The following is a 24940-nucleotide window of genomic DNA, read 5'->3' on the forward strand; positions in this document are numbered from 1 at the left end:
GGCGATGCCCGAAACGCCTCCCTGGTTGAGCGTTCTCGTTCCGGTCTACAAGGTCGAACCCTATGTCCGCGAATGCCTGGAATCGGTGCTCGAACAGGCCGATGAGGGTGTGGAAATCGTCGTGCTGGACGACGCATCTCCGGACGGCTCCATGCGCGTGGTGCAGGCGCTGCGCCAGGAGTGGCCCGACCGGATCCGTGTCGCGGCACACGGGCACAACCGCGGCCTGTCGGCGGCGCGCAATTCACTGTTGGCCCTGGCGAATGGACGTTACGCCTGGTTCCTGGATTCCGACGACATGCTGCTTCCCGGCGCGATTCCCGGTCTGCGGGCCATCGTCGAGCGCGAGGCGCCTGACCTCGTGATCTGCGACTTCCGTCTGCTTCGTGAATCTCCCGGCCTGCTGCACCGGCTGCGCGGGGAACTGCACCGGCGCGCATACGCCGGAAGGCCCGGGGAGGGTTCCGGGGATCGGGACCTCCTGCTGACCGGCCTGCTTGATGGCCGGCAGCTGCACGCATGGTCGAAGATCGCGACGCTGGACGCATGGCGCGGTGCCCGCTTCCCGGAAGGACGCTATTTCGAGGACATGGCTGTGATCGGACGACTCTGCGCGCCGGTGCGCCGCTGGCGGCACGTTGCACAGCCCTGGGTCGGATACCGCCAGCGCGGCGACAGCATCATGGCGTGCATGACCCCGGACAAGTCGCGCGACCTTCTGCAATCGCTGCGCGAACTCCACGACGGCGTGCTGGCCATGCCCGGCGGCGTGTCCGCGCGGACGCGCCAGGCGCTGCACTACTTCTGCGTGCGCACCTTCGCCTCGCTCGCGCGCAAGGTGCCGCGCGACGACAGCCTGCTCGCGCACGAGTGCAGGCAGGCGATCGCGATGATCCTTCCCCAGGGACTTCCGGTGGTGCTGTCGGCCTACCGTGCGCGCGGCTGGTGGCTGCGCGCATGGCGTGCGCAACGCAGCCTGGCGCGCAGGGGATGGCTGGTGTGAGCGCGGTCCCGGTGCGGCGCCCGGTGCGCGTGCTGCACTTCGTCACGGGCGGATTCTCCGGCGGCGCCACCCAGGTCGCGATCCAGCTCGTCAATGCCGCGCGTGCAGGCGGACGGATCGAGCCGCTGCTGGTGCTGCGCCGCAAGCGGCACACCGACCCGGCGCGCGTCGAGGAACTGCGCGCCGCCGGGACACCGCTGCGGCTGGTGCCCGGTTGGTCGCACCTGGCCACGATCCAGGCGCTGGTGCGGGTCTGCAGGGAGTTCCGGCCCGACGTCCTGGTAGCCCACGGCTTCAGCGAACATCTGTGGGGCCGGTATGCCGGACTGCTGGCGCGCGTGCCGCACCTGGTGCACGTCGAGCACAACACCCGCGAGCGCTACACGCGCTGGCGGCTGGCACAGGCCCGCTGGCTGGCGGAACGCACCTCGCGCATCGTGGGCTGCTCCGAAGGCGTGCGCCAGGTGCTGCTGGACATGGGGATGCCCGCGGAGCGCACCGTGGCGATCCCCAACGGGATCCGCCTGGACCCGTTCGTGGCGGCCGACGCGCATCCGCTGGCGGAGCGCACCCCGGGGATCGTGATGGTGGCGCGTTATTCCCGGCAGAAGGACCACGAAAGCCTGCTGCGCGCGCTGGCGCTGCTGCGCGCGCGCGGGCTGCAGCCGCCCCTGTTGCTCGCCGGCGGTGGCAAGGCCATGCACCGCGCGCCGCTGGAGGCCCTGTCCACGGAACTCGGGTTGGCCGGCCAGGTGCACTTCCTCGGGGTGGTGCGCAACGTTCCCGAACTGCTCATGACCCATCGCATCGCGGTGCTCAGCACGCATTACGAAGGCATGCCGCTCGCGCTGATCGAAGGCATGGCGGCGGGATGCGCCGTCGTGGGCAGCGCCGTGCCCGGCGTGCGCGAGGTGCTGGTCGATGGCGTGGACGGGTTGCTGGTGCCGGAGTCAGATCCCGCGGCGCTGGCCGACGCGCTCGAGCGGCTCCTGCGCGACGACGCGCTGGCCATCCGCCTGGGCCAGGCCGCGCGCGCGGCTGCCCTGCGCGAGTACGGCCGCGATCGGATGAACGCGCGCTACGAAGCGCTGTTTGTCGAACTGGCCGCGCATCGCCCGCCTGCGGACTGAGGTCGCTTCACCAGCGCAGCGGCATCGATCCGAGTTCGGTGGCCAAGCGATGGTGCAGCGCCCGCGCCTCCGCTTCCGGCATGAAGCGCACACGCAGGCTCGGCGCGGTCGGCCGGGCGCCGGCGGTGTCCAGCCACAGCGTGGCCATTCCGAACGCGCGGTCCAGCGGCGTCCGCTCCAGTCGCAGCGCCTGGATCTTGTCGATCCCGGCGAAGCGCCAGTGGCGCGACCACCATCCGGAACGCACGGCCAGCAGGCGGTCGTCCAGCGCATAGCCGGCGCGACGGGCGTGCTGGCGCGCGGCATGCACCGCCCACGGCGCCCAGGCCAGGGCGAGCAGGCCCACCGGGCCGAAGCGCCAGCAGGCCGCGACCGCGGCGACGACGGCCAGGCCGATGCCGGGGAGGGCGAGGCGCTGCCAGGCGCGCGGATGCAGCCGGCGCCAGCCCACCGGGGGCCAGGTCGCACCCGGCAGCAGTTCGCGGACGAGCCGGTCGCAGTCGTCGGCGGTGGCGATCGGGGCGACTTCGCGCAGGCCCCGCTGCTCGCCGCCCTGACCGACGCCCGCGGCGGTGTCCACGTGCAGCGAGCGGCGCCGCAGCAGGCGGTGCAGCAGTCCCTCGCGCAGGGTCCAGGCCTGGATGCGCCGGCGCGGAACGCTGGTGCGCAGGCGCGTGAGCAGGCCGCGCTCCACCGTCAGCCGCCGGCCCTGCAGCAGCAGTCGGAAGCCGTGGTACTGGACCAGCGCCAGCAGCACCGACAGCAGCCGCAGTGCGACCAGGGCCAGCGCCACCAGCATCGCCAGCGCCGCCACCCGCGCATGCAGCCCGGGCATCACGGAGTCGGCATAGCCCATGGCCTGCCGGGCGGCTTCCTCGACGGCATTGGCCATGAGGCGGTCCGGCACCGCCTGCCAGGCCAGGGCGAACGCGCCGGCCACCACCACCATGCCGCGGTTGCTGGCCAGTCCCAGGCGCACCAGTTCGCCGAAGGGCAGGGCCAGCAGCAGCCGTCCCTCGGGTTCCGCGAGCGCATCGCCGGTGCCCGCCACATCGTCGCCATCCGCGGCACGCGCCGCCTCCGCGCCGCCTCGGATCCGGATCAGCCGTTCCAGCGCCAGCGCCTCGTCCATGCGCAGCACGCGCATCTCGGCCTCGGGCCGGGTGCCGCCCGCGGACTCCAGGCGCACCTCGGCGACGCCGAAGACGCGGTGCAGCAGGGTCTGGTGCAGGGCCACGTTGTGGATGCGCGCGAACGGCACCTGCCTCACCTCGCGCTGGAGGATTCCCTGGCGCACGACCAGCCGGTCCTCGTCGACCCGGTAGCGGTACGTGAAGTACTGCCACACCGAAGCCGCGGCCAGGGCCGCCACGCCGGCCAGCGGCCACAGCGCATGGCTGTCGCCGCGGCCCAGGAACACCAGCACCAGCAGCGGCACGATGAACTGGCGCAACTGCTGCAGCAGCACGAACAGCCACGACCAGGGATGCAGCCGGCGCTCGTGCCCGTCGGGCAGCGTCGAGGCGGCGTCGGCCGCGGCCGCACCGCCGGACTCCACGGCTGGCGGCTCAGGCGTCGGCGTCGTCATCGTCGTCGATCTGGCGGGCGAGCGTGTCGCGCAGCCGGGCGGCATCCCCGGCGTCGAGCCCGGCCACGGCCACGGCGCTGTCCCTGGTGCCTGCGGTGTGCACCACCAGGGTCGCGAGCCCGAAGCGCCGCTCCAGCGGGCCGTGCTTCAGGTCGACGTGCTGCACCCGGGTCCGCGGCACCCTGGTGTCGCGCTGCCAGAGGCGCCCGCGGCGATAGCCCAGCCCGGTCGCGTCGAGCCGCCAGTGCGTGTAGCGGTAGCGGCGCAGCCCCAGCCACAGCCCCCAGCAGGGCAGCAGCACCAGGCTGGCGATCGCGACCGGAAGCGTGGGCAGGGCGTCCGGCAGCAGCCGGGTGACCGGTATGAGACTGGCGATGGCGAGCGCCGCCCAGGTGAAACCATGGGAGAGCAGGAACAGAGTCCGCGCGCGCGCGGGCAGCGGCTGCCAGTCCTCGGTGGGCGGCGCTGCGTCGTCGTGGTCGCCGGCCGCAGCCGGCAGTCCGGATCCACTCATCGCCGGCGCTCCAGATCCTGGTAGGGGTTGGGTTCGCCGCTGTCCGGCGGCCGCGCCTTGAAGCGCTTGTAGGTCCACTGGTACTGCGCCGGCGCGCGCCGCGCCATGGCTTCGACGCCGGCGTTGAGTGCGGCCACCGAGACTGCGGGATCGGGGTCGATGATCGCGCCTGGCGCCGGTTCGATGCGCAGGGCGTAGGCCAGGTCGCGGCCTTCGAGACGCTCGCAGCTGGCGAACAGCACCGTCGCACCGCTGCGTTCCGCGAGCCGGGGAAGAAGGGTCATCGTCAGCGCCTGGATACCGAAGAAGGGGGCGAAGGCGCCGTCCCCGGCCTTGGGCTGCTGGTCGGGCAGGATCCCGACCACGCCGCCGTCCTTGAGTGTCCTGTACAGCTGGCGGATGCCCGGACCTTCGGCGCGGACCTGGGTGATGCGGCCGGCATCGTCGGCGGCCCGCACCCGGCGCAGGAAGGCTTCGCCGATCCTCGATTCCGGCGGCTTGTAGAGGATCGCCAGCGGCGTGCGCGCGGCCAGCCACTGGTTGAGCAGCTCCCAGTTGCCATGGTGGGGCGCGGCGACGATCAGTCCGCGGCCTGCGGCGAGCGCGGCATCGAACAGCTCCACGCCGTGGAATTCACGGATCAGGGCCAGGTTCTCCGCGTGCGTCCGCGTCCACAGCCGAAGGGTCTCGACCGCCTGGCGGCCGGTGGTACGCATCACCTCGCGATGCAGGATCCGGCGCTCGTCGGCGGCAAGGCCGGGCAGCGCCAGCTCCAGGTTGCGCAGTGCGACCACGCTTTCGCGGCTGCGCAGCGCCCGGCTGGCGTCGCCGAGCGCGGTCCCCAGCGCGCGCTGGACCGGCCAAGGCAGGCGGCCCACGGCGGTGGCGGCGGCGTGCAGCAGGCTTGCGGCGATCGCGGTCATCGCGAGAGTCTAGCCGGCGGATCCGACGCACGAGGCCTTCGATGCTCCTGCTGCTGCAGCGCGTGACCCGGGCCCGCGTGGAGGTGGCCGGCGAAACCGTCGGCGCCATCGGGCCCGGGCTGCTGGTCCTGGCCGGGATCGAGCCCGGGGACGGCGACGCGGAAATCGCGAAGATGGCGCCGCGGCTGCTCGCCTACCGCGTGTTCGCCGACGAGGCGGGGCGCATGAACCGTTCGCTGGCGGACACCGGGGGCGGTCTGTTGCTGGTGAGCCAGTTCACCCTGGCCGCCGACACGCGCTCGGGGCTGCGGCCGGGCTTCAGCACCGCCGCCCCGCCGGCCGAGGCTGAACGCACGTTCAGCGCCCTGGTCGAGGAATGCCGGCGACTCCACGCGCCGGGGGTGGAAACTGGCCGCTTCGGGTCCCATATGACGATAGACCTGGTCAACGACGGCCCGGTCACCTTCCTGCTGCGGTCCTGAGCCGACGCGCGGGTGGTATAATTACTGGTTCACTTTTTCCATGGTGCGCGCCACATGGCGAACGAGCGTCCTGCCCCCCAGTCCGACATCAAGCTCCTGATTTCCAAGGGGCTCGAGCAGGGCTACCTCACGTATGCCGAGGTCAACGACCACCTGCCCGACGACCTGGTCGATCCGGAGCAGATCGAGGACATCATCGGCATGATCAACAGCATGGGCATCCAGGTGCATGAAACCACCCCGGATGCCGAGACCCTGCTGTTGGCCGGCGAATCCGACGGTGGCCGCGACGTCGACGACACCGCGGCCGAAGAGGCCGCCGCCACCCTGACCGCGCTCGACGGCGAGGGCGGCCGCACCACCGACCCGGTGCGCATGTACATGCGCGAGATGGGCACGGTCGAGCTGCTGACCCGCGAGGGCGAGATCGCCATCGCCAAGCGCATCGAGGAAGGGCTGAACCAGATGCTGGCCGCGCTGGCCAGCTTCCCGTGGTCGGTCGAGCTGCTGCTCGAGGACTACGAGCTGCACAAGGCCGGCAAGAAGCGCCTGGCCGAGATCGTGGTCGGCTTCACCGACGGCCTGGACGACGAGCCGGAGCCGGCCGCCGCCGAGCCCGAGCCCAGCGCCAAGGACGCCGCGAAGGACACCTCGAAGGATGACGACGAGGCCGAGGAGGAAGAGGAAGAGGACGACACCACCGCCGACGAGCCCGCGCCCACCGGCCCGGATCCGGCCGAGGTCGCTCGCCGCATGGAGGAGATGGCCGCCGCCTACGCCCGCTTCCAGAAAGCCGTCGCCAAGGGCGGCCCGTCCGCGAAGCCGGCGCTCAAGCTGCGCGAGGAAATGGCCGCGGTCTTCACCAGCCTGAAGCTGCCGCTGCCGCTCATGGACGTCCTGGTCAAGAAGCTGCGCGACGCGGTCGGCGAGATCAAGGACCACGAGCGCCGGATCCTCGACCTGTGCACGCGCGTGGCCAAGATGCCCCGCAAGGACTTCATCCGTGCCTGGGAAGGCAACCAGACCAACCTCGAGTGGGTGGACGAGCTGCTCAAGCGCAAGCAGAAGTGGGCCAGCGGTCTGCGCGAGGTCAAGGACCAGATCATCGCCGAGCAGGAAGCCACGCTGGCGATCGAGAAGGCGATGATGGTGACCCTGGCCGACCTGCGCGAGATCAACCGCGCCATGGCCTACGGCGAGGCCAAGGCGCGCAAGGCCAAGAAGGAGATGGTCGAGGCCAACCTGCGCCTGGTGATCTCCATCGCCAAGAAGTACACCAACCGCGGCCTGCAGTTCCTGGACCTGATCCAGGAGGGCAACATCGGCCTGATGAAGGCCGTCGACAAGTTCGAGCATCGTCGCGGCTTCAAGTTCTCGACCTACGCCACCTGGTGGATCCGCCAGGCGATCACCCGCTCGATCGCCGACCAGGCGCGCACCATCCGCATCCCGGTGCACATGATCGAGACGATCAACAAGCTCAACCGCATTTCCCGCCAGATGCTCCAGCAGTTCGGCCGCGAGGCCACGCCGGAGGAGCTGGCCAAGGAAATGGACATGCCGGAGGACAAGATCCGCAAGGTGATGAAGATCGCCAAGGAGCCGATCTCGATGGAGACCCCGATCGGCGACGACGAGGACTCCCACCTGGGCGACTTCATCGAGGACACCAACGTGATGTCCCCGGTCGACGCCACCACCGACACCAACCTGTCGGAAACGGTCCGCGACGTGCTCGCCGGCCTGACCCCGCGGGAGGCGAAGGTGCTGCGCATGCGCTTCGGCATCGACATGAACACCGACCACACGCTGGAAGAGGTCGGGAAGCAGTTCGACGTCACCCGCGAGCGCATCCGCCAGATCGAGGCCAAGGCACTGCGCAAGCTGCGCCATCCGAGCCGTTCGGAGCAGCTGCGGAGCTTCCTCGACATCGAGTGATCCGCCGCGGTCGCGTGGACGAAGGAAAGGCGCACCCGGGTGCGCCTTTCCTTTTTCCGCCGCCAGCTCGACACCGCGCCGCCGCGCGCGCTAGCGTTCGGCGATGGATATCACCTTCCTGGGCGCTGCGGGCGGCGTCACCGGCTCCTGCCACCTGGTCCGCGTCGGCGACCGTCGACTCCTCCTGGACTGCGGCATGTTCCAGGGGGGCCGGGAAGAAGAGGCGCACAACCGTGACCCCTTCCCCTTCGACGCGGCCGCGCTCGACGCCGTCGTCCTGAGCCATGCCCACCTCGACCACAGCGGGCGCCTGCCCCTGCTGGCGCGGCGCGGTTTCCGCGGGCCGGTGCATGCCACCCCGGCCACCATCGATCTCGCGCGCGTTCTGCTCCGCGACGCCGCGCACCTGCAGGAAAGCGACGCGGAGCGCGAGAACCGCCGGCGGCTGCGCCAGGGCAAGGGCCTGGTCAAACCGCTGTTCACCGCGGACGACGTCGAGGCCGCGCTGCGCCTGTTCCGGCCGCTCGACTTCGATGTCCCCGCCGACATCCTGCCCGGCGTCCGCGCCACCCTGGTTCCCGCCGGCCATATCCTCGGGGCCGCCAGCATCGTGCTCGACCTGGAGGAGGACGGCCGCCGGCGCCGCGTCGCCTTCAGCGGCGACATCGGCCAGGACGACAGCTGCATGCTGCCGCCGCCGCGCCCGCCCGACCGCGCCGACCTGGTGCTGCTCGAGAGCACCTACGGCGATCGCAACCACCGGGCCCGCGCCGCGACCCACGAGGAGATCGCCGGGGTACTGGAAAGCGCCTGGGAGGCCGGGGGCAACCTCTTCATCCCCGCGTTCTCGATCGGCCGGACCCAGGAACTGCTGACCCTGTTCGCACAGCACTACGACGAGTGGCGGCTCGACCGCTGGCTGCTGTTCGTGGACAGCCCGATGGCGATCCAGGCCAATACGGTGCATCTGCGCCACGACCACCTGGTCCGCGAGGAGGCCCGGCCGCTGTTCGCCGGCCGGGGCCTGCGCGAACGGCTGCCCAACCTGCGCGAGACCGCGTCCACCGAAGAATCCATGCGGATCAACAGCGTGCGCCGCGGCGCCCTGGTCATCGCCGGCAGCGGCATGTGTACCGGGGGGCGCATCCTCCACCACTTCCGCCACAACCTCTGGCGGCGCGAGTGCCGGGTCATGATCGTCGGCTACCAGGGCGAGGGCACGCTCGGCCGCCGGCTGGTGGATGGCGCGGAGCGGGTCACCATCCACGGCGAGGAGATCCGCGTGGCCGCCGGCATCCACACCATCGGCGGCCTCTCCGCGCATGCCGGACAGGACGAACTGGCGGCGTGGTACGGCGCCATCGAAGGCCGTCCGGCGGTGGCGCTGGTCCACGGCGAGGCGCGGGGGCGCGAAGGACTGGCGCGGCGCCTGTCCGCCGCCTGGGGCGTCCAGCCGACGCTGCCGCGGGCCGGCGAACTGATCGCACTCTGAATGACGATCGGCGCGGGGCGCCGCTTTTCGCGCCGCGCGCACAGGCGGGCGGGGCATGGTGCGGCCACGGCGCATCGAGCGCCCCCACAGGAGACATCATGAATACCGCAAAGACCCTCATCGCCCTTGGCTTCGCCACCGCGCTGGCCGCGTGCACCAATGCCGACCAGGCCAACCAGTCCGCCCAGGACGCCGCGGAGTCGGCCACGGAGGCCCGCGAGGCCGCCCAGAACGCGCAGGCCACCGGAGACATGGCGGCCGCCGACTCGGCCCGCGCGGCGGCCGACGCCGCCGACGCCGCGGCCGATGCCTCCGCCTACATCGCGGGGCAGGTGGACGGCAGCGACGACATGACCCGCCGCGAGGATCTTTCCGACGCCGCGGAAAAGGCGGCCGATTCCGCCGAGCAGGCCCAGGACGCCGCCGAGGAGGCCAGCGCTGCCGCGGATGCCAAGAACAACACCGACGGCATGTGAGCCGTTCCCTCCCGATCCCGTGGCGGCGACCGCCATGGGACCGGGTCGCGTGGCCGTGGCCGGCAACTCGTCGTCTGGCCACGGTCGCGCGATTCTTTCGCCGGCCGGCGGAATCCGTGCGTGCGCTTTGCTAGCATCCGCGCACGGGCCTATAGCTCAACGGTCAGAGCAGGGGACTCATCGAGAAGGTGCCGCCGCGCAGGAATGCGCGGACGGGAACGGGATGAATTCAGGGAAACCTCAGCGGCGCGCCCAGGCGCGGACGGTGGCAACCCTGAGCCAAGCCGGCGGTACACCGCCGGAAGGTGCAGAGACTACCTGGGGGCTGCAGTGCCCTTGATGACAGGCTCGAGCGTCCCGCACCCCACCCGCCGCGGCGGAGGGTGAAGAGATAGTCCGCGCCGCGGGGAAACCCGTGGACCACGCGAATCCCTTGGTTCCAGGTTCGAATCCTGGTGGGCCCACCAAGTCAACGCACCATACGCGCACGCATGCGCATACGGATCGCATGCGTATGCGTTTTCCCGTGATGGACCGGCGCGGCCGCTGACTGGTGCCAATGCCCGGCCGCGCGCGCGTGGTGCACAATATCGTTCTTTTCCGGCATCTGCGCCGCACCGATCAGGAGTCCCATGACGCGTCCTTCCTCCCTCGACCGCGAGCAACTGCTGGCCTGCGGCCGCGGCGAAATGTTCGGCGAGGGCAATGCCCGCCTGCCGGCCCCGCCGATGCTGATGATGGACCGCATCACCCACATCGCCAGCGAGGGCGGCGCCTACGGCAAGGGCGTGATCCGGGCCGAGCTCGACATCACCCCGGACATGTGGTTCTTCGACTGCCACTTCCTCAGCGATCCGGTGATGCCGGGCTGCCTGGGCCTGGACGCGATGTTCCAGCTCGCCGGCTTCTACCTGCCGTGGCTGGGCGAGCCGGGCCGCGGCCGCGCCCTGGGCTGCGGTGAGCTCAAGTTCTCGGGCCAGGTGCTGCCGTCGGCCAGGCTCGTGAGCTACGAGATCGACATCCGCCGGGTCATGCGCGGCAAGGTGCCGCTGGTGATCGCCGACGGCCGCACCTTCGTCGACGGCAACGAGATCTACGTCGTCAGCAGCATGCGCGTGGGTCTGTTCAAGGATCTGGAGAACACGTGATGCGCCGGGTCGTCGTGACGGGCATGGGCATCGTTTCCTGCCTAGGCAACACGCTTGATGAGGTCTCGCGCGCGCTGCGCGAGGGGCGCAGCGGGATCACCGCGGTGCCGGAGTACGCGAAGCTGGGCCTTCGCAGCCAGGTCGCCGGCGTGCCCGCGATCGACCTCGACGCCGAGATCGACCGCAAGCGCAAGCGCTTCATGGGCGACGCGGCCGCCTACGCATGGGTCGCGATGCGCGATGCGATCGCGCACGCGGGCCTGTCGGCGGATCGGGTCAGCGACCCGCGCGTGGGCGTGATCGCCGGCTCCGGCGGCGGTTCGGCCGAGTGGCAGGTCGCCACCGCCGATCTGCTGCGCGAGAAGGGCGTGCGCAAGGTCGGCCCGTACATGGTGCCGCGCACGATGTGCTCGACGGTCTCGGCCACGCTGGCCACGGCCTTCGGCATCCTCGGCCTGAGCTATTCGATCTCGGCGGCCTGCGCCACCTCGGCGCACTGCATCGGCGCGGCCGCGGACCTGATCCGGCACGGCGCGCAGGACGTGGTCTTCGCCGGCGGCGGCGAGGAGGAGCACTGGGCGATGACCAGCATGTTCGACGCCATGGGTGCGCTGTCCTCGGGCTTCAACGACAGGCCGGCGGTGGCCTCGCGTCCCTACGATGCCGCTCGCGACGGCTTCGTCATCGCCGGCGGCGGCGGCATCCTGGTGCTGGAGGACTACGACCACGCGAAGGCCCGCGGCGCGACCATCCACGCCGAACTGGTCGGCTACGGCGTGACCTCCGACGGCGCCGACATGGTCGCGCCCAGCGGCGAGGGCGCGGTGCGCTGCATGAAGAACTCCCTGGCCGCGGTGCAGGCGCCGGTCGACTACCTCAACACCCACGGCACCTCGACGCCGCTGGGCGACATCGTCGAGCTCGAGGCGGTACGCACCGTCTTCGGCGATGCGATGCCCCCGCTGTCCTCGACCAAGGCCCTGACCGGCCACTCGCTCGGTGCGGCCAGCGTGCACGAGGCGATCTACAGCCTGCTGATGATGCGCGACGGATTCATCGCGGGCTCGGCGCACATCGACCAGCTCGATCCGCGCGCCGAGGGCTACTCCATCGTCCGCGAAAGCCGCGAGGCGAAGCTCGACACGGTGATGTCGAACAGCTTCGGATTCGGCGGCACCAACGCCAGCCTGGTGTTCGCGCGCGTCTGAGGCATGGAAAGGTGCCCGGCGCCCTGCGCGGCGCCGCGGCACAGGGTGTCCGGGACCCATCGTTCCATGCCTGCATCCCCGGGCGCCGTGCCGGCGACGTAGATTGACTGCATACGTCACCGGAACCTCGGAACACTGCGCATGAATTCCCTGTTCGACCGCTACGACCTGCGCGGCCTGGAGCTGCGCAACCGCATCGTCATGGCCCCGATGACGCGTTCGCGCGCCATCACCACCGTGCCCGACGCGCTCACCGCCACCTACTACGCGCAGCGTGCCGGCGCCGGGCTGATCGTCACCGAGGGTGCCCAGGTCTCCGAGCAGGCGCGCGGCTACCTGTTCACTCCGGGCCTGCATTCGAAGGCCCAGACCGCGGGCTGGAAGGCGGTCACCGCCGCCGTGCATGCCGAAGGCGGCGCGCTGTTCGCACAGATCTGGCACGTGGGCCGGCTGTCCCATGTCTCGCTGCAGCCCGGCGGCCGTGCGCCCGTGGGCCCCGTGGCGAAGGCGGCCGAAGGAGTGCACGCCTTCGGCTACCGCGAGGACGGCACGCCGGGACAGATGCCCGTGAGCACGCCGCGCGCGCTGGCCGCGAACGAGCTTCCGGGGATCACCGCCGACTTCGTCGCGGCGGCGCGCAATGCGATCGAGGCGGGCTTCGACGGCATCGAGATCCACGGCGCCAACGGCTATCTGTTCGAGCAGTTCATCAACGGCGGGCTCAATATCCGCGACGACGCATACGGGGGCGATGACGTGGGCAATCGCCTGCGCTTCGTGCTCGAGACCGTGGATGCCGTCGCGGCCGCGATCGGCAGCCATCGCGTCGGCATCCGCCTGTCGCCGTTCAACCGGGTCTTCGACATGCCCGCGTTCGATGGCGAGGCCGGGACCTGGCTGACGCTGGCCCGCGAGCTGGCCGCGCGCGAGCTCGCCTACGTGCACCTCAGCAACCGCGAAGCGATCGTGCGCGCCGCGGGCGAAGGCTTCCTCGCGACCTTCCGCGAAACCTGCGGCGGCGGCACCACCCTGATCCTGGCGGGCAACTACACCCGCGAAGGCGCCGCGGCCGACGTGGCAGCGGGCGTCGCCGACCTGGTCGCCTTCGGCCGGCCGTTCATCGCCAACCCCGACCTGGTGGAGCGGCTGCGCAACGACTGGCCGCTCGCCGAGGGGGACGGCGCCACGTTCTATGGCGGCAGCGCGGCCGGCTATACCGACTATCCGGCATACCGGGCCGCCGCCGGAGCGGAATCCGAGGCCGAGCCGGCCTGAGGACGTCGGGGCCGGGACGGACGGGGAAGGACGCGTCCCGGAAAGCGTGCCCGTTCCGTGACGCCCGGGAAATCCAGCCGGGCATACCATCGGCTCCAGCCGACCGTGCTCCTCCCGGTGTGCCCGGTCACGCCACCGGCGTCCTCCCCGATGCCGTCCCCCGAAGCTGGAGATCGACGATGAAGACCTACAACGTTGGCTACCTGATCGGAAGCCTTGCCAAGGACTCGATCAACCGCAAGCTCGCGCACGCACTGATCAGGCTCGCGCCGGAGCAGCTGAAGTTCAGGGAGATTTCCTTCGCCGACCTGCCGGCCTACAGCTACGACTACGACAGCGACTATCCACAGGCCGGACGCGACTTCAAGAAGGCGATCGAGTCCTCGGACGCCATCCTGATCGTGACCCCGGAGTACAACCGCTCCATCCCCGGCGCGCTCAAGAACGCCATCGACTGGGCCAGCCGTCCCTGGGGCAAGAACTCCTTCGCCCACATCCCTTCGGGCGTGATCGGCACCTCGCCCGGCGCGATCGGCACCGCCGTGGGCCAGCAGCACCTGCGCAGCATCCTGGGCTTCCTCAATTCGCCGCAGATGAACTCGCCTGAGGCCTACATCCAGTTCAAGGACGGAATGCTCGACGACGCCGGCGGGATCGCCGATCCGGGCACCGCCAAGTTCCTGGCCGACTACCTGGAGGAGTTCCACCAGTTTGTCGCCCGGGTGCTGACCGTGCTGCCGCGCGGCGCCTGACGCCATGATCGAGCTCGTCATCCGGCAGCGCAGCCGTGACCTGGGTGCGTTCGAAGTCGGTCGCGTGCTGCCGTTCGCGCAGCGCCGCATGGTCGGCCCCTACATCTTCTTCGACCGCATGGGCCCGAAGGACCTCGCGCCGGGCTTTCCGCGCGAGGCCGACGTCCGCCCGCATCCGCACATCGGCCTGTCCACGATCACCTATCTGTTCGAAGGCGAGATCATGCACCGCGACAGCGTCGGCTCCGAACAGTCGATCCGGCCGGGCGAGGTCAACTGGATGACCGCCGGCCGCGGCATCACCCATTCCGAACGCTTCGAGGAACTGCGTGCACACGGCGGCCCGCTGGATGGCATCCAGGCCTGGGTGGCCCTGCCCGACGGGCGCGAGGAAACGGATCCGGGCTTCTGGCACTACGCGAGCGGCGCGTTGCCGGTGTTCGAGGGCGATGGCCTCGTCGGCCGCCTGATCGCGGGACGGCTGGCGGGCGTGGAATCGCCGGTGAAGGTGGACTCGCCGCAGTTCTACGTCCATTGGCAGCTCCACGCCGGTTCGCGCGCATCGTTGCCGGCGGAGTACAGCGAGCGCGCGGTCTATGTCGTCAGCGGCGCGGTCGAAGTGGATGGCCAGCGCGTGGAGCCCGGCAGCATGGCGGTGCTTGCGGCCGGGAAGGCGGCGACCGTGGCCGCGCTCGACGATGCCGTGGTCATGGCCCTGGGGGGCGAGCCCGTCGGGCCGCGCTACATCGACTGGAACTTCGTGTCCTCGTCGAAGGAGCGCATCGAGCAGGCCCGCGCCGACTGGGCGGCGGGGCGGATGAAGCTGCCGGACCTCGACGACCACGAGTTCATTCCGCTGCCGCCGAGGCTCGGGCGCCTGGTGGAGCCGGAGCCGATGTCCTGATGCCGGCCGAGGAAGCGGCTGTCGCCGCTCCCGCGGGATCGGAAGACGGTCAGCGGGCGGGGGCGAAGGTCACTTTCGTCGACACCGCGACCTCGTCCGGGATGATCGAGACGTCGCTCCAGTCGCCCGCGCCGACGCCGAAGTCCAGGCGCTTCACCGTGGCCTTGCCCGACAGCACCGGACGGTCGCCCGGGGTCCAGGTGATGGTCAGCGGGACCGTCTTCTTCACGCCCCGCAGCTCGAGCGTGCCATCGGCGACGTAGCGGTTGTCGCCCAGGCTGCGGAAGCCCGCGGCGGTGTAGCGCGCGGTGGCGAACTTCGCGACGTTGAAGAAGTCGGCCGTCTCCAGCGTGCTGTCCCGGTCGCCGTTCTTCGTGTCCGCGGTGGCCAGCGGAATGCTCACCTCCAGCTTCGCGTCCTGCGGCGCCGCGGGATCGAAGCTGAGCGTGGTCCTGAAGTCGGGGAACAGGCCGACGAAGGTCTCGCCCTGGTATTCGCTGGCGAAGCTCAGTGCGCCCGAGGACTGGACGTAGTCGGCGGCGGCGGCGGCGGGGGCGGCGGCGAGTGCGCCGGCCAGCGCCAGCGGAAGGAAATGGTTGCGGATGGACATGTCAGTGCTCCGGTGCGGGGTCGGTGGGCGCGTCGGCGCGCCGCAGCGCGGGCAGCATGCGGCGCAGGGTGTCATCGCCCTGGAAGAGGTGGTGGTAGAGGGCGGCGCCGGCATGCGCCAGCACCAGCAGGAGCAGCAGCCAGAAGCCGTACTCGTGCACCTGGACGGCGGTCGCGGCCAGGTCTTCGCTGCGGCCGGCGATCGCCGGCAGGTTGAACTGCTTGAACCACTGCAGCGGGTAGCCCGAAGCCGAGTTGAACACCCAGCCGCTGATCGGGATCGCGAACATCAGGGCGTACAGCGCCCAGTGCGTGGCCGACGCGATGCGCTCCTGCCAGGTCGGGGTGCCCGGCACCGGCTTCGGCGCGCCCGCGAACAGGCGCCACGCCAGGCGAAGCGCGACCAGCGCCAGCAGCGTCAGGCCCAGCGATTTGTGCAGCGCATAGGCGTTGATCTTGGCCGGAGTGGGCGGCATGTCGACCATGGTCAGCCCGAGCCAGGCCAGCCAGGCGATCAGGCCCAGGATCGCCCAGTGCAGCAGCATGCTGACGGCGCCCCAGCGGCGGTCGGAATTTCGAAGTTGCATGGTGTCGGCTCCGTTTCGAAAGCGTGGCTACTGCAGGCGCGGAAGATCGAACACGAGGATCTCGGCGCCGTCGCCACGCTCGATCTCCACCCGCGGCTCGTCGGCGTACAGCAGGGCGTCGCCGGCGGACAGGGCGTGGCCGTTGACCACCGCCCTGCCGCGCGCCATGTGCACATAGGCCAGGCGGCCAGGCGCGATGTCCAGCGCCGCGTCCTCGCCGGCGTCGAACAGGCCGGCGTACATGCGCGCGTCCTGGTGGATGCGCACCGAGCCGTCGCCGCCGTCGGGGCTGGCGACCAGGCGCAGGCATCCGCGCTTGTCGGCCTCGGGATAGGCCTTCTGTTCATAGCCGGGCCGGATGCCCTGGCGGTCCGGGATGATCCAGATCTGCAGGAAATGCGTCGTGCGGTCGGCTTCGTGGTTGTACTCGGAGTGGGTCACGCCGGTGCCGGCGCTCATGCGCTGCACTTCGCCCGGGACGATGCTGGCAGCGTTGCCCATCGAGTCCTTGTGCGCCAGGCTGCCGTCGAGCACGTAGCTGATGATCTCCATGTCGCGGTGGCTGTGGGTGCCGAAGCCCTGGCCGGCCTGGACGCGATCCTCGTTGATGACCCGCAGCGGTCCCCAGTGCACATGGCGGGGATCGTGGTAATCGGCGAAGGAGAAGCTGTGCCAGGAATCCAGCCAGCCGTGATTGGCATGGCCGCGTTCGGTGGCGGGACGCAGGGTGATCATGGTCGGGGACTCCCGGGGCTGGCGGAGCGGCAGGGCCGCGTTGAAGTCATTCTGATTGTGCTGGCGTTAGCGATAAACATGCTTCAAGTGACATCATTGTTTCATTTCTGTGGTGAATTTCGCCCGGCCCGTAGAAATGGTGCCACGGCTGAAGGGGATGGCGTTTGTTCCATTAAAGTCCCTATTTGTTCCATGAGTAACTGGTAAAAGACAAAAACAGAACGATATGCTGTGCACCCGGCGCCCGCACCTTCCGCCCTGCCGGCCCGTACAGCCACCACCATCCACAGCATTCCGGAGCGTTTCCCATGAACATCAACCGACTGTCCCGCGGCGTCCTGGCCGCCACCCTGCTCGCCGCCTCCGCCTCCGCACTGGCCGCGCCGCTCACCTACACCATGGACCCGACGCACACCGACGTGGTCGCGCAGTGGAACCACTTCGGCTTCTCCAACCCGATCGCGCATTTCGGCCAGGTCGAGGGCACCATCACCTATGACCCCGACAACGTCGCGGCTTCCAGCGTCGAGGTGGTGATGCCGCTGGCGGGCCTGGACTCGCACGTCGCCAAGTTCGACGAGCATCTGCGCAGCGCCGACTTCTTCGACGCGGAGAAGTTCCCGCGGGCCACCTTCAAGAGCACGGCCGTGGAGCCGGCAGGCGAGGGCAAGCTGAAGATCACGGGCGACCTGACCATCAAGGACATCACGAAGCCGGTGGTGCTCGACGCCACGATCAACAAGGTCGGCACCAACCCGATGACCAACCAGCCGGCCGCCGGCTTCGATGCGGTGGCCACGATCAAGCGCACCGACTTCGGCCTGGGCATGTACGCCCCGAACGTCAGCGACGAAGTGCAGTTGCGCATCACCACCGAAGCCTCGGTGCAGAAGGCCGGCGAGTAAGTCCCGGCTCGCGGACACGCGGCCGCCGCCATCCCCTGGATGCGGCGGCCTTTTTTTGGTTCATCTCCCAAGTGAGAGACGCTCCGTCGAGGTTCGCGCCGCCCGCCGCGGAGGCAGGGGGGATGCCCAGCCGGAAGCGTGCGCGTCCTGCTACCGAATCCGGCCGCCGGCCATCCATGGCCGGCTCTGGGCATCCCCCCTGCCTCCGCGGCGGGCCCGATCTCTGGTCGCGGTCTGGAGGAGAGCAAGGGCAACAGCAACGGCGACGGCGACGCGACGTCGAGACAAGTCGATGTCGAGGTCGATGCCGAAGGCGGTTCGGTCGTCATGCAGGAGCGGCGCGACGAGCGCGTGACCGCTCTTGCTTCTGCTCGTGATTTCCGTTCCGAAGCCCGAGAACGCTAGAGCCCGTCCCGCGTGCAGGGGGTGTGCGGACAGCCGGCCATGGATGGCCGGCGGCCGGCAGTGGTAGCAGGACGCGGAGACTGCCGGGGGAGCACACCCCCTGCACGCGGGACGGGCAGCGCGGAGTCACAGCGGAGCAACCCAGGGACGCGACACCATCGCCCCGGAGTTGGGAGAAGAACTTTTTTTCGCGGCTCAGTCCAGGTCGTCGAACCGAGAGGGATCGCGCGCCACGGCGCGCAGCGCCAGGTCGACGGCGGCGAGCCCGTCGCGCCGCAGATCGATGCGCGCAGGATCCAGCAGGTGCATGCGCAGCGCGCCGGAGATGACGAAGTGGAGGGTGCGCGCGCAGGTCTCGGGGGAAATGCCGTCGCGCAGCTGGCCCAGTGCCGCGGCGCGCGCGAAGGCCGCCGAGATCCTCGACTGGGTCTGGTGCATGCCCGACTTGCGGATCGCGGTGATGGCGTCGCCCTCGGCGGGCACTTCGCAGCGCAGCTCGATCACTTCCAGTGCGTTGCGCACCCGTGGCTGCTCGCTCAGGTCGATGAAGGACTGCCGCAGCAGTGCGCGCAGGTCGCGCAGCGGCGTGTTGCCATCGGGCCGCGACACCCGCTCCAGGCCGTGGAAGAAAGGCACGCTGACACGGTTGATCACCGCTTCCAGGACCTCGTCCTTGTTCTTGAAGTGCCAGTAGACCGCGCCGCGCGTCACCCCGGCGCGGGCGGCGATCGCCTCCAGGCCGGTGCGTGAGAAGCCGTGGTCCATGAAGCAGTCCTGGGCTGCGTCGAGGATGGCCTCGCGGGTGTCGAGGGCCTCTTCCCTGGTTCGTCGAGCCATTTCAAATGCACACCTAAGCCATCGCCGGATCGGCGTTGACTAACATACATCCATGTATGTATATTGCGCAACCAACGATGCACGCCCAGCGCCGAACGCTCAAGCCGGCCCTGGGCGTGTTCCTTTTCCAGCTACCGACCAAGGCCACCCCCATGACCTCGAATGTCCGTCGCCGCGCCCTTCCCGTGCTTGCCGCACTCACGCTCGCCCTCGCCGCCTGTGGCGGTGGCGGACAGGATGCGGAGCCGCCGAAGCCGGCGGTGACCGTCGCCGTCCTCGAATCCGGGCCGGTCACCCTCCGCCGCGAGCTGCCGGGCCGGACCAGTGCCTGGCTGGTGGCCGAGGTCCGACCCCAGGTCAATGGCCTGGTCGCCAAGCGGCTGTTCACCGAGGGCGACATCGTCGAGGCCGGCCAGCCCCTGTACCAGATCGACGACGCCAGCTATCGCGCGGCCGCCAACAGCGCGCGCGCCCAGCTGAAGCGCGCGGAGGCCACCCTCGTCGCCGCACGGCTCACCGCACGCCGCACCGGCGAGCTGGTGGAAGTGAGCGCCGTCAGCAAGCAGGACCATGACAACGCCGTGGCGGCGCTGGGCCAGGCCGAGGCCGACGTCGGCGCCGCCCGAGCGGCGCTGGACGCCGCCAACGTCACCCTGGGCTACGCGCGCATCACGTCACCGATCAACGGCCGCATCGGTCGCTCCAGCGTCACCCAGGGCGCCCTGGTGACCGCCAACCAGCCCCAGGCGCTGGCCACCGTGCAGCAGCTCGATCCGATCCATGTCGACCTCACCCAGTCCAGCGCCGAACTGCTGGAGCTCCGCCGCTCGCTGGCCGAAGGCCGGCTCGAGCGTGGGGAAGAGGCCATGGCGGTCACGATCCTCATGGAGGACGGCAGCGAATTCCAGCATCCCGGCGCCCTGAAGTTCTCCGAGGTCGCGGTCGATCCGCGCACCGGCAGCTACACCCTGCGCGTCGAAGTGCCCAATCCCGACCATGTGCTGATGCCCGGCATGTACGTGCGCGCCATGCTCGGCGCGGGCGTGCGCAAGGACGCGGTGCTGGTGCCGCAACGCGGCATCGCCCGCGACCCCAAGGGCAACACCACGGCGATGGTGGTCAATGCCGAAGGCGTGGTCGAACAGCGGCCGGTGGTGGTCAGCCGGACCATCGGCGACCAGTGGCTGGTCGAGTCCGGCCTGGCCGCGGGCGACCGCGTGGTGATCGAAGGCCTGCAGAAGATCGGACCCGGCGCCGCGGTGGAGGTGACGGAGGAAGTCCGCGCCGCGGGCGCGCCCGCCGCCGTGGCACCGGCGACCGCCACCGCCGATGCAGCCGATGCGGGCGACGCGACCGACGCCGCCATCCCGGCCGGTCAGGAGTAAGCACGCATGGCACGCTTCTTCATCGACCGGCCCATCTTCGCGTGGGTCATCGCGATCATCATCATGCTGGCGGGCGCGCTGTCGATCACCAGCCTGCCGGTGTCCATGTATCCCACCGTGGCTCCACCCGCGGTCGAGATCCGCACCATGTATCCGGGCGCATCGGCGCAGGTGCTCGAGGATTCGGTGACCCAGGTCATCGAGCAGAACATGAAGGGCCTCGACGGCCTGATGTACTTCTCGGCGCAGTCGTCGTCGAACGGCTTCGCGACCATCACCCTGACCTTCGAGAGCGGGACCGATCCCGACATCGCGCAGGTGCAGGTGCAGAACAAGCTGCAGCTGGCGATGCCGCTGCTGCCGCAGGAAGTGCAGCGGCAGGGCGTCAACGTCGCCAAGTCGATGACCAGCTTCCTGCAGGTCGTCGGCTTCGTGTCCGAGGACGGCTCGATGGACGAGATCGACATCGCCGACTACGTCAGCGCCAACATCGTCGATCCGCTCAGCCGCGTGCCCGGCGTCGGCAACATCCAGGTGTTCGGCGGCAAGTACGCCATGCGCATCTGGCTGGACCCGAACAAGCTGCACGCCTACAAGCTGTCGACCGCCGAGATCACCACTGCGATCCGCGCCCAGAACGCGCAGATCGCCGTGGGCGTGCTCGGCGGCGCGCCGGCCATCGACGGCCAGCAGATCAACGCCACCATCAACGCCCAGGACCGGCTGCAGACCCCGGAGCAGTTCCGCGACATCATCGTGCGCAGCGAGCCCGACGGCTCGGTGCTGCGCCTGGGCGACGTCGCGCGCGTGGAAATGGGCACCGAGACCTACGAGTTCAAGTCGCGCTACAACGGCCAGCCGGCCACCGGCGTGGCGATCTCGATGTCCACCGGTGCCAACGCGCTCGACACCGCCGCCGGCGTGCAGGCGGCGATGGACGACCTCCGTCCCTACTTCCCGCCGGGCCTGAAGGCGGTTCTGCCCTTCGACACCACGCCGTTCGTGAAGGTGTCGATCAAGGGCGTGGTGGTGACCCTGCTCGAGGCCATCGCGCTGGTGTTCCTGGTGATGTACCTGTTCCTGCAGAACTTCCGCGCCACGATCATCCCGACGATCGCGGTGCCGGTGGTGCTGCTGGGCACCTTCGCCGTGCTCGCCGCGCTCGGCTTCTCGGTGAACATGCTGACGATGTTCGCGATGGTGCTGGCGATCGGCCTGCTCGTCGACGACGCCATCGTCGTGGTCGAGAACGTCGAGCGCATCATGAGCGAGGAGGGGCTGTCGCCGCTCGAGGCCACGCGCAAGTCGATGGACCAGATCACCGGCGCCCTGGTGGGCATCGGCGTGGTGCTGTCGGCGGTATTCGTGCCGATGGCCTTCATGTCCGGCTCGACCGGCGTGATCTACCGCCAGTTTTCGGCCACGATCGTGTCGGCGATGGTGCTGTCGGTGATCGTCGCGATCGTGCTGACGCCGGCGCTGTGCGCGACCATGCTGAAGCCTCTGGAGAAGGGCGGGCAGCACGACTCCGGCAACGGCCTCTTCGCCCGCTTCTTCCGCCGCTTCAACCGCGGCTTCGACGCCACCAGCCACCGCTACCGCGGCGTGGTCGGCGGCGTGCTGGAGCGGCCGTGGAAGGGCATGGCGGTGTTCGGCGTGCTGGTGGTGGTGATGGGCCTGATGTTCGTGCGCCTGCCCACCGCCTTCCTGCCCGACGAGGACCAGGGCGTGCTGATGGCGATGATCCAGACGCCGGTCGGCGCGACCCAGGCGCGCACCGTGGAATCGATCGAGCGCCTGGAGAAGCACTTCCTCGAGAACGAGCCCGACGCCGTCGAGTCGGTGTTCTCGGTGCAGGGCTTCAGCTTCGCGGGCATGGGCCAGAACACCGGCATGGCCTTCGTCAAGCTCAAGGACTGGGGCGAGCGCACGGATCCCGGACTCGGCGCCAGCGCCGTGGCCGGCCGCGGCATGGCCGCGCTGAGCCAGGTCAAGGACGCCTTCATCTTCGTGTTCGCGCCGCCGGCGATGCCGGAGCTGGGCGTGGCCAGCGGCTATGCCTTCTACCTGAAGGACAACGGCGGCCAGGGTCACGATGCCCTGATCGCCGCGCGCAACCAGATGCTGGGCATGGCGGCCGAAAGTCCCCTGCTGGCCAACGTCCGTCCCAATGGCCAGGAAGACACGCCGCAGCTGCGCATCGACGTGGACGTGGCCAAGGCCGGCGCGCTCGGCCTCACCCAGGATGCGATCAACGCGACCCTCGCGGCGGCCTGGGGCGGCCAGTACATCGACGACTTCATCGACCGCGGCCGGGTCAAGCGCGTCTACGTTCAGGCCGACGCACCGTTCCGCATGACCCCGGAGGACTTCAACCTGTGGTCGGTGAAGAACAACGTCGGCGAGATGGTGCCCTTCAGCGCCTTCGGCAGTTCGCGCTGGGACTGGGGTTCGCCGCGCCTGGAGCGCTACAACGGCGTGCCCGCCGCGGAGATCCAGGGCGAGGCCGCGCCGGGGGTGGCCTCGGGCGATGCCATGGACGAGATCGAACGCCTGGCGGCGCAGCTGCCGGAGGGCTTCGGTATCGAATGGACGGCGGTATCGTTCCAGGAACGCGAGTCGGGCGCCCAGACGCCGCTGCTGTACGCGCTGTCGCTGCTGATCGTGTTCCTCTGCCTGGCCGCGCTGTACGAAAGCTGGACGGTGCCGACCGCGGTGCTGCTGGTCGCCCCGCTGGGCATCCTCGGCACGGTGCTGGCCAACACCTTCCGTGGCATGGAGCGCGACGTGTACTTCCAGGTGGCCATGCTGACCACGGTCGGCCTGACCAGCAAGAACGCGATCCTGATCGTGGAGTTCGCCAAGGCCAACGTGGAGCAGGGCATGGAACTGGTCGCTGCGACCATGCAGGCCGTCCGCGACCGCCTGCGTCCGATCATCATGACCTCGCTGGCCTTCGGCCTGGGCGTGCTGCCGCTGGCGATCGCCACCGGCGCCGGTTCCGGCGCGCAGCAGGCGATCGGTACCGGCGTGGTCGGCGGCATGCTCGTGGGCACCGGCCTGGGCGTGTTCTTCATCCCGCTGTTCTTCGTGGTCATCCAGAAGCTGTTCGGCGGCAAGGCAAAGGCCGGCGCGGGCGGGCAGGCCGCGGCCGCGAGGGAGATCGGCCATGGGTAAGCACGCGAACCTCGCGCTGGCACTGGCCGCGGCTCTTGCCGCCAGCGGCTGCGCCACCCTGGTGCCCGCCGCGCCACAGGCGCAGGCGGGGATTCCCGCCGAGTGGCCGCTGCCGGCGACCACCGCCGAGGCCGAAGCCACGACGGATGGCAGGACGCCGACGGTGGCGGTTGCCGATGTCGGCTGGCGCGACTTCCTCGCCGATCCGCGGCTGGAGGGCGTGGTCGCGCTGGCGCTGGACAACAACCGCGACCTGCGGGTGGCGATCCTCAACGTCGAGCGCGCGCGGGCGCAGTACCGCATCCGGCGCGCCGACCGGTTGCCCTCGATCGGTGCCGAGGCCTCGATGGAGCGCGTGGGCGGCGACGTCCCGGTGAGCGAGCAGCACACCGCCGGCGTCGGCCTGGCCGCGTTCGAACTCGACCTGTTCGGGCGCGTGCGCAACCTGGGCGAGTCGGCGCTCCAGCAATACCTGGCGACTGAAGAGGCGCAGCGTTCGGCACAGCTGTCGCTGGTGGCCGAGGTCGCCAGCGTGTGGCTGGCCCTGGCCGCCGACCAGGAGCAGCTGCGGCTGTCGCAGGCGGCGCTGGAGACCTATCGTGAGACCCTCGACCTGACCACCCGGCGACAGGAGCTGGGCGCGGCCTCCGCGCTCGAGATCGAGCAGGTGCGGGTGCAGGTGGCGGGCGCGCAGGCCGACGTCGAGCGCCTGGCCGCCCAGGTCCGTCAGGACCGCAACGCGCTGGAGCTGCTGGTCGGCGCGCGCGTCGATGCCGCGCTGCTGCCCGACGCCCGCGTCGGTCCGGTCACCGGCCTCGCGGCGGTGCCCGCCGGGCTGGATGCCGACGTGCTGCTGCGGCGTCCGGACGTGATGGCCGCCGAGCACCGCCTGCTCGCCGCCAACGCCAATATCGGCGCGGCCCGCGCGGCGTTCTTCCCTTCGATCACGCTGACCGGCAGCGTGGGCTCGATGAGCGACGAGTTCTCGGGCCTGTTCGAGAGCGGAACGAAGGTGTGGAGCTTCGTCCCGCGCATCAACCTCCCCATCTTCCAGGGCGGCCGCCTGAAGGCCGCGCTGGGAACGGCGACCGCGGACCGCGACATCGCGCTGGCGCAATACGAGCAGGCGATCCAGTCGGGCTTCCGCGAGGTCGCCGATGCGCTGGTGCTGTCGGCGTCGCTGGCGGCGCAGGTGGCAGCGCGGCAGGAGCTGGTCGATGCGGCCGCCCGCGCGGAGTCGCTGGCGACCGCCCGCTACGAAGGGGGTGTCGACAGCCACCTGGTGCAACTGGATGCGCAGCGGACGCTGTACTCTGCGCAGCAGGCCCTGGTCGCCACGCGACTGGCCGAGCAGGCCAACCGGGTCAGCCTGTACCGTGTACTCGGTGGCGGCTGGCCGCATGCGGGCGCGGACCTTGCGGCGACCGGCGCCGACCTGTCGGGAGGCCAGGCCACACCTTGAGGACA

Annotated in this window: 24 protein-coding genes; 16 read left to right on the forward strand and 8 right to left on the reverse strand. The window is 70.3% G+C overall.

Features of this window, described 5'->3' with window-relative positions; genetic code table 11:
* The first annotated feature begins 25 nt into the window (after window positions 1-25).
* Together FPZ22_RS08430 and FPZ22_RS08435 are read left to right on the forward strand one after the other, a co-directional pair.
* On the forward strand, window positions 26-1003 hold the full coding sequence (locus FPZ22_RS08430) for a glycosyltransferase family 2 protein (RefSeq protein WP_246120673.1): 978 nt from the start codon (window positions 26-28) through the stop codon (window positions 1001-1003).
* Window positions 1000-2133, forward strand: a complete 1134-nt coding sequence (locus tag FPZ22_RS08435) for a glycosyltransferase (protein ID WP_210412658.1) — start codon at window positions 1000-1002, stop codon at window positions 2131-2133. The genes FPZ22_RS08430 and FPZ22_RS08435 overlap by 4 nt, the downstream gene beginning before the upstream one ends.
* A 7-nt stretch (window positions 2134-2140) precedes the next feature.
* On the opposite strand, the gene FPZ22_RS08440 is transcribed toward FPZ22_RS08435, so the two are convergent.
* From FPZ22_RS08440 to FPZ22_RS08450, 3 genes are read right to left on the reverse strand one after another with little or no spacing between them, the layout of a single operon-like run.
* On the reverse strand, window positions 2141-3721 hold the full coding sequence (locus tag FPZ22_RS08440) for a PH domain-containing protein (protein WP_144892102.1): 1581 nt from the start codon (window positions 3719-3721) through the stop codon (window positions 2141-2143).
* Complete coding sequence (locus tag FPZ22_RS08445; protein WP_144892104.1) at window positions 3702-4235, reverse strand: PH domain-containing protein; 534 nt, start codon at window positions 4233-4235, stop codon at window positions 3702-3704. Before FPZ22_RS08445 ends, FPZ22_RS08440 begins: the two co-directional genes overlap by 20 nt.
* A complete protein-coding gene (locus FPZ22_RS08450; protein WP_144892106.1) occupies window positions 4232-5158 on the reverse strand; it encodes a lauroyl acyltransferase in 927 nt (308 codons plus the stop codon). Before FPZ22_RS08450 ends, FPZ22_RS08445 begins: the two co-directional genes overlap by 4 nt.
* 41 nt (window positions 5159-5199) lie before the next feature.
* On the opposite strand from FPZ22_RS08450, the gene dtd reads away from it, so the two are divergent.
* The 4 genes from dtd (at window position 5200) to FPZ22_RS08470 (ending at window position 9546) form a co-directional block, all read left to right on the forward strand.
* Window positions 5200-5640 carry a D-aminoacyl-tRNA deacylase gene (gene dtd, locus FPZ22_RS08455; protein ID WP_144892108.1) on the forward strand — a complete coding sequence of 147 codons (441 nt, stop codon included), beginning with the start codon at window positions 5200-5202 and terminating at the stop codon, window positions 5638-5640.
* 54 nt (window positions 5641-5694) lie between these two features.
* Window positions 5695-7578, forward strand: a complete 1884-nt coding sequence (gene rpoD / locus FPZ22_RS08460) for an RNA polymerase sigma factor RpoD (RefSeq protein WP_144892110.1) — start codon at window positions 5695-5697, stop codon at window positions 7576-7578.
* Between the two features lie 103 nt (window positions 7579-7681).
* Window positions 7682-9070, forward strand: coding sequence for an MBL fold metallo-hydrolase RNA specificity domain-containing protein (locus FPZ22_RS08465; RefSeq protein WP_144892112.1), 1389 nt, complete (start codon window positions 7682-7684; stop codon window positions 9068-9070).
* A 98-nt stretch (window positions 9071-9168) separates the two neighbouring features.
* A complete protein-coding gene (locus FPZ22_RS08470; protein ID WP_144892114.1) occupies window positions 9169-9546 on the forward strand; it encodes a hypothetical protein in 378 nt (125 codons plus the stop codon).
* A gap of 469 nt (window positions 9547-10015) precedes the next feature.
* Here FPZ22_RS08470 and FPZ22_RS13665 read toward each other — a convergent pair whose 3' ends face one another.
* Entirely contained in the window at window positions 10016-10180 is a 165-nt protein-coding gene (locus FPZ22_RS13665; protein ID WP_168198973.1) for a hypothetical protein, read from the reverse strand.
* Between FPZ22_RS13665 and fabA the strand changes: the two genes are divergently transcribed.
* From fabA to FPZ22_RS08495, 5 genes are all read left to right on the forward strand, one after another.
* A complete protein-coding gene (gene fabA, locus FPZ22_RS08475) occupies window positions 10179-10694 on the forward strand; it encodes a 3-hydroxyacyl-[acyl-carrier-protein] dehydratase FabA (protein ID WP_144892116.1) in 516 nt (171 codons plus the stop codon). The genes FPZ22_RS13665 and fabA overlap by 2 nt on opposite strands.
* Complete coding sequence (fabB, locus tag FPZ22_RS08480; RefSeq protein WP_144892118.1) at window positions 10694-11902, forward strand: beta-ketoacyl-ACP synthase I; 1209 nt, start codon at window positions 10694-10696, stop codon at window positions 11900-11902. Before fabA ends, fabB begins: the two co-directional genes overlap by 1 nt.
* A 141-nt stretch (window positions 11903-12043) precedes the next feature.
* Window positions 12044-13177, forward strand: coding sequence for an alkene reductase (locus FPZ22_RS08485; protein WP_144892120.1), 1134 nt, complete (start codon window positions 12044-12046; stop codon window positions 13175-13177).
* Window positions 13178-13356: 179 nt separating this feature from the next.
* On the forward strand, window positions 13357-13929 hold the full coding sequence (locus FPZ22_RS08490; protein WP_144892122.1) for an NADPH-dependent FMN reductase: 573 nt from the start codon (window positions 13357-13359) through the stop codon (window positions 13927-13929).
* Window positions 13930-13936: 7 nt separating this feature from the next.
* Window positions 13937-14833 (forward strand): pirin family protein, encoded by an 897-nt coding sequence (locus FPZ22_RS08495; RefSeq protein ID WP_425463040.1) that lies wholly within the window; start codon window positions 13937-13939, stop codon window positions 14831-14833.
* Window positions 14834-14882: 49 nt separating this feature from the next.
* Here the strand turns inward: FPZ22_RS08495 and FPZ22_RS08500 are convergent, their stop codons facing one another.
* From FPZ22_RS08500 to FPZ22_RS08510, 3 genes are read right to left on the reverse strand one after another with little or no spacing between them, the layout of a single operon-like run.
* Entirely contained in the window at window positions 14883-15443 is a 561-nt protein-coding gene (locus FPZ22_RS08500) for a YceI family protein (RefSeq protein ID WP_144892124.1), read from the reverse strand.
* A 1-nt stretch (window position 15444) separates the two neighbouring features.
* A complete protein-coding gene (locus FPZ22_RS08505) occupies window positions 15445-16029 on the reverse strand; it encodes a cytochrome b (protein ID WP_144892126.1) in 585 nt (194 codons plus the stop codon).
* 27 nt (window positions 16030-16056) lie between these two features.
* Complete coding sequence (locus tag FPZ22_RS08510) at window positions 16057-16764, reverse strand: pirin family protein (RefSeq protein ID WP_144892128.1); 708 nt, start codon at window positions 16762-16764, stop codon at window positions 16057-16059.
* Window positions 16765-17072: 308 nt separating this feature from the next.
* Here FPZ22_RS08510 and FPZ22_RS08515 point away from each other — a divergent pair, with 308 nt between their 5' ends.
* Window positions 17073-17669, forward strand: a complete 597-nt coding sequence (locus FPZ22_RS08515) for a YceI family protein (protein WP_144892130.1) — start codon at window positions 17073-17075, stop codon at window positions 17667-17669.
* A gap of 138 nt (window positions 17670-17807) precedes the next feature.
* Window positions 17808-18074 carry a hypothetical protein gene (locus FPZ22_RS08520; protein ID WP_144892132.1) on the forward strand — a complete coding sequence of 89 codons (267 nt, stop codon included), beginning with the start codon at window positions 17808-17810 and terminating at the stop codon, window positions 18072-18074.
* Between the two features lie 195 nt (window positions 18075-18269).
* Here the strand turns inward: FPZ22_RS08520 and FPZ22_RS08525 are convergent, their stop codons facing one another.
* On the reverse strand, window positions 18270-18911 hold the full coding sequence (locus FPZ22_RS08525) for a TetR family transcriptional regulator (RefSeq protein ID WP_144892134.1): 642 nt from the start codon (window positions 18909-18911) through the stop codon (window positions 18270-18272).
* A gap of 152 nt (window positions 18912-19063) precedes the next feature.
* On the opposite strand from FPZ22_RS08525, the gene FPZ22_RS08530 reads away from it, so the two are divergent.
* The 3 genes from FPZ22_RS08530 to FPZ22_RS08540 are packed head-to-tail and all read left to right on the forward strand — an operon-like array spanning window position 19064 to window position 24935.
* Window positions 19064-20296, forward strand: coding sequence for an efflux RND transporter periplasmic adaptor subunit (locus FPZ22_RS08530; RefSeq protein WP_144892136.1), 1233 nt, complete (start codon window positions 19064-19066; stop codon window positions 20294-20296).
* Between the two features lie 6 nt (window positions 20297-20302).
* Entirely contained in the window at window positions 20303-23473 is a 3171-nt protein-coding gene (locus FPZ22_RS08535) for an efflux RND transporter permease subunit (protein WP_144892138.1), read from the forward strand.
* On the forward strand, window positions 23466-24935 hold the full coding sequence (locus FPZ22_RS08540) for an efflux transporter outer membrane subunit (protein WP_144892140.1): 1470 nt from the start codon (window positions 23466-23468) through the stop codon (window positions 24933-24935). Before FPZ22_RS08535 ends, FPZ22_RS08540 begins: the two co-directional genes overlap by 8 nt.
* The last annotated feature ends 5 nt before the right edge of the window (window positions 24936-24940 follow it).

This window comes from Luteimonas granuli (assembly GCF_007795095.1).
In the GTDB taxonomy this organism is placed as follows: domain Bacteria; phylum Pseudomonadota; class Gammaproteobacteria; order Xanthomonadales; family Xanthomonadaceae; genus Luteimonas; species Luteimonas granuli.

Bases quoted from the DNA above. Each gene is read 5' to 3' on its own strand.
- FPZ22_RS08440 (WP_144892102.1), bottom strand. From the start codon at position 3,721: ATGACGACGCCGACGCCTGAGCCGCCAGCCGTGGAGTCCGGCGGTGCG.
- FPZ22_RS08445 (WP_144892104.1), bottom strand. From the start codon at position 4,235: ATGAGTGGATCCGGACTGCCGGCTGCGGCCGGCGACCACGACGACGCA.
- FPZ22_RS08450 (WP_144892106.1), bottom strand. From the start codon at position 5,158: ATGACCGCGATCGCCGCAAGCCTGCTGCACGCCGCCGCCACCGCCGTG.
- dtd (WP_144892108.1), top strand. From the start codon at position 5,200: ATGCTCCTGCTGCTGCAGCGCGTGACCCGGGCCCGCGTGGAGGTGGCC.
- rpoD (WP_144892110.1), top strand. From the start codon at position 5,695: ATGGCGAACGAGCGTCCTGCCCCCCAGTCCGACATCAAGCTCCTGATT.
- FPZ22_RS08465 (WP_144892112.1), top strand. From the start codon at position 7,682: ATGGATATCACCTTCCTGGGCGCTGCGGGCGGCGTCACCGGCTCCTGC.
- FPZ22_RS08470 (WP_144892114.1), top strand. From the start codon at position 9,169: ATGAATACCGCAAAGACCCTCATCGCCCTTGGCTTCGCCACCGCGCTG.
- fabA (WP_144892116.1), top strand. From the start codon at position 10,179: ATGACGCGTCCTTCCTCCCTCGACCGCGAGCAACTGCTGGCCTGCGGC.
- FPZ22_RS13665 (WP_168198973.1), bottom strand. From the start codon at position 10,180: ATGGGACTCCTGATCGGTGCGGCGCAGATGCCGGAAAAGAACGATATT.
- fabB (WP_144892118.1), top strand. From the start codon at position 10,694: ATGCGCCGGGTCGTCGTGACGGGCATGGGCATCGTTTCCTGCCTAGGC.
- FPZ22_RS08485 (WP_144892120.1), top strand. From the start codon at position 12,044: ATGAATTCCCTGTTCGACCGCTACGACCTGCGCGGCCTGGAGCTGCGC.
- FPZ22_RS08490 (WP_144892122.1), top strand. From the start codon at position 13,357: ATGAAGACCTACAACGTTGGCTACCTGATCGGAAGCCTTGCCAAGGAC.
- FPZ22_RS08500 (WP_144892124.1), bottom strand. From the start codon at position 15,443: ATGTCCATCCGCAACCATTTCCTTCCGCTGGCGCTGGCCGGCGCACTC.
- FPZ22_RS08505 (WP_144892126.1), bottom strand. From the start codon at position 16,029: ATGCAACTTCGAAATTCCGACCGCCGCTGGGGCGCCGTCAGCATGCTG.
- FPZ22_RS08510 (WP_144892128.1), bottom strand. From the start codon at position 16,764: ATGATCACCCTGCGTCCCGCCACCGAACGCGGCCATGCCAATCACGGC.
- FPZ22_RS08515 (WP_144892130.1), top strand. From the start codon at position 17,073: ATGAACATCAACCGACTGTCCCGCGGCGTCCTGGCCGCCACCCTGCTC.
- FPZ22_RS08525 (WP_144892134.1), bottom strand. From the start codon at position 18,911: ATGGCTCGACGAACCAGGGAAGAGGCCCTCGACACCCGCGAGGCCATC.
- FPZ22_RS08530 (WP_144892136.1), top strand. From the start codon at position 19,064: ATGACCTCGAATGTCCGTCGCCGCGCCCTTCCCGTGCTTGCCGCACTC.
- FPZ22_RS08535 (WP_144892138.1), top strand. From the start codon at position 20,303: ATGGCACGCTTCTTCATCGACCGGCCCATCTTCGCGTGGGTCATCGCG.
- FPZ22_RS08540 (WP_144892140.1), top strand. From the start codon at position 23,466: ATGGGTAAGCACGCGAACCTCGCGCTGGCACTGGCCGCGGCTCTTGCC.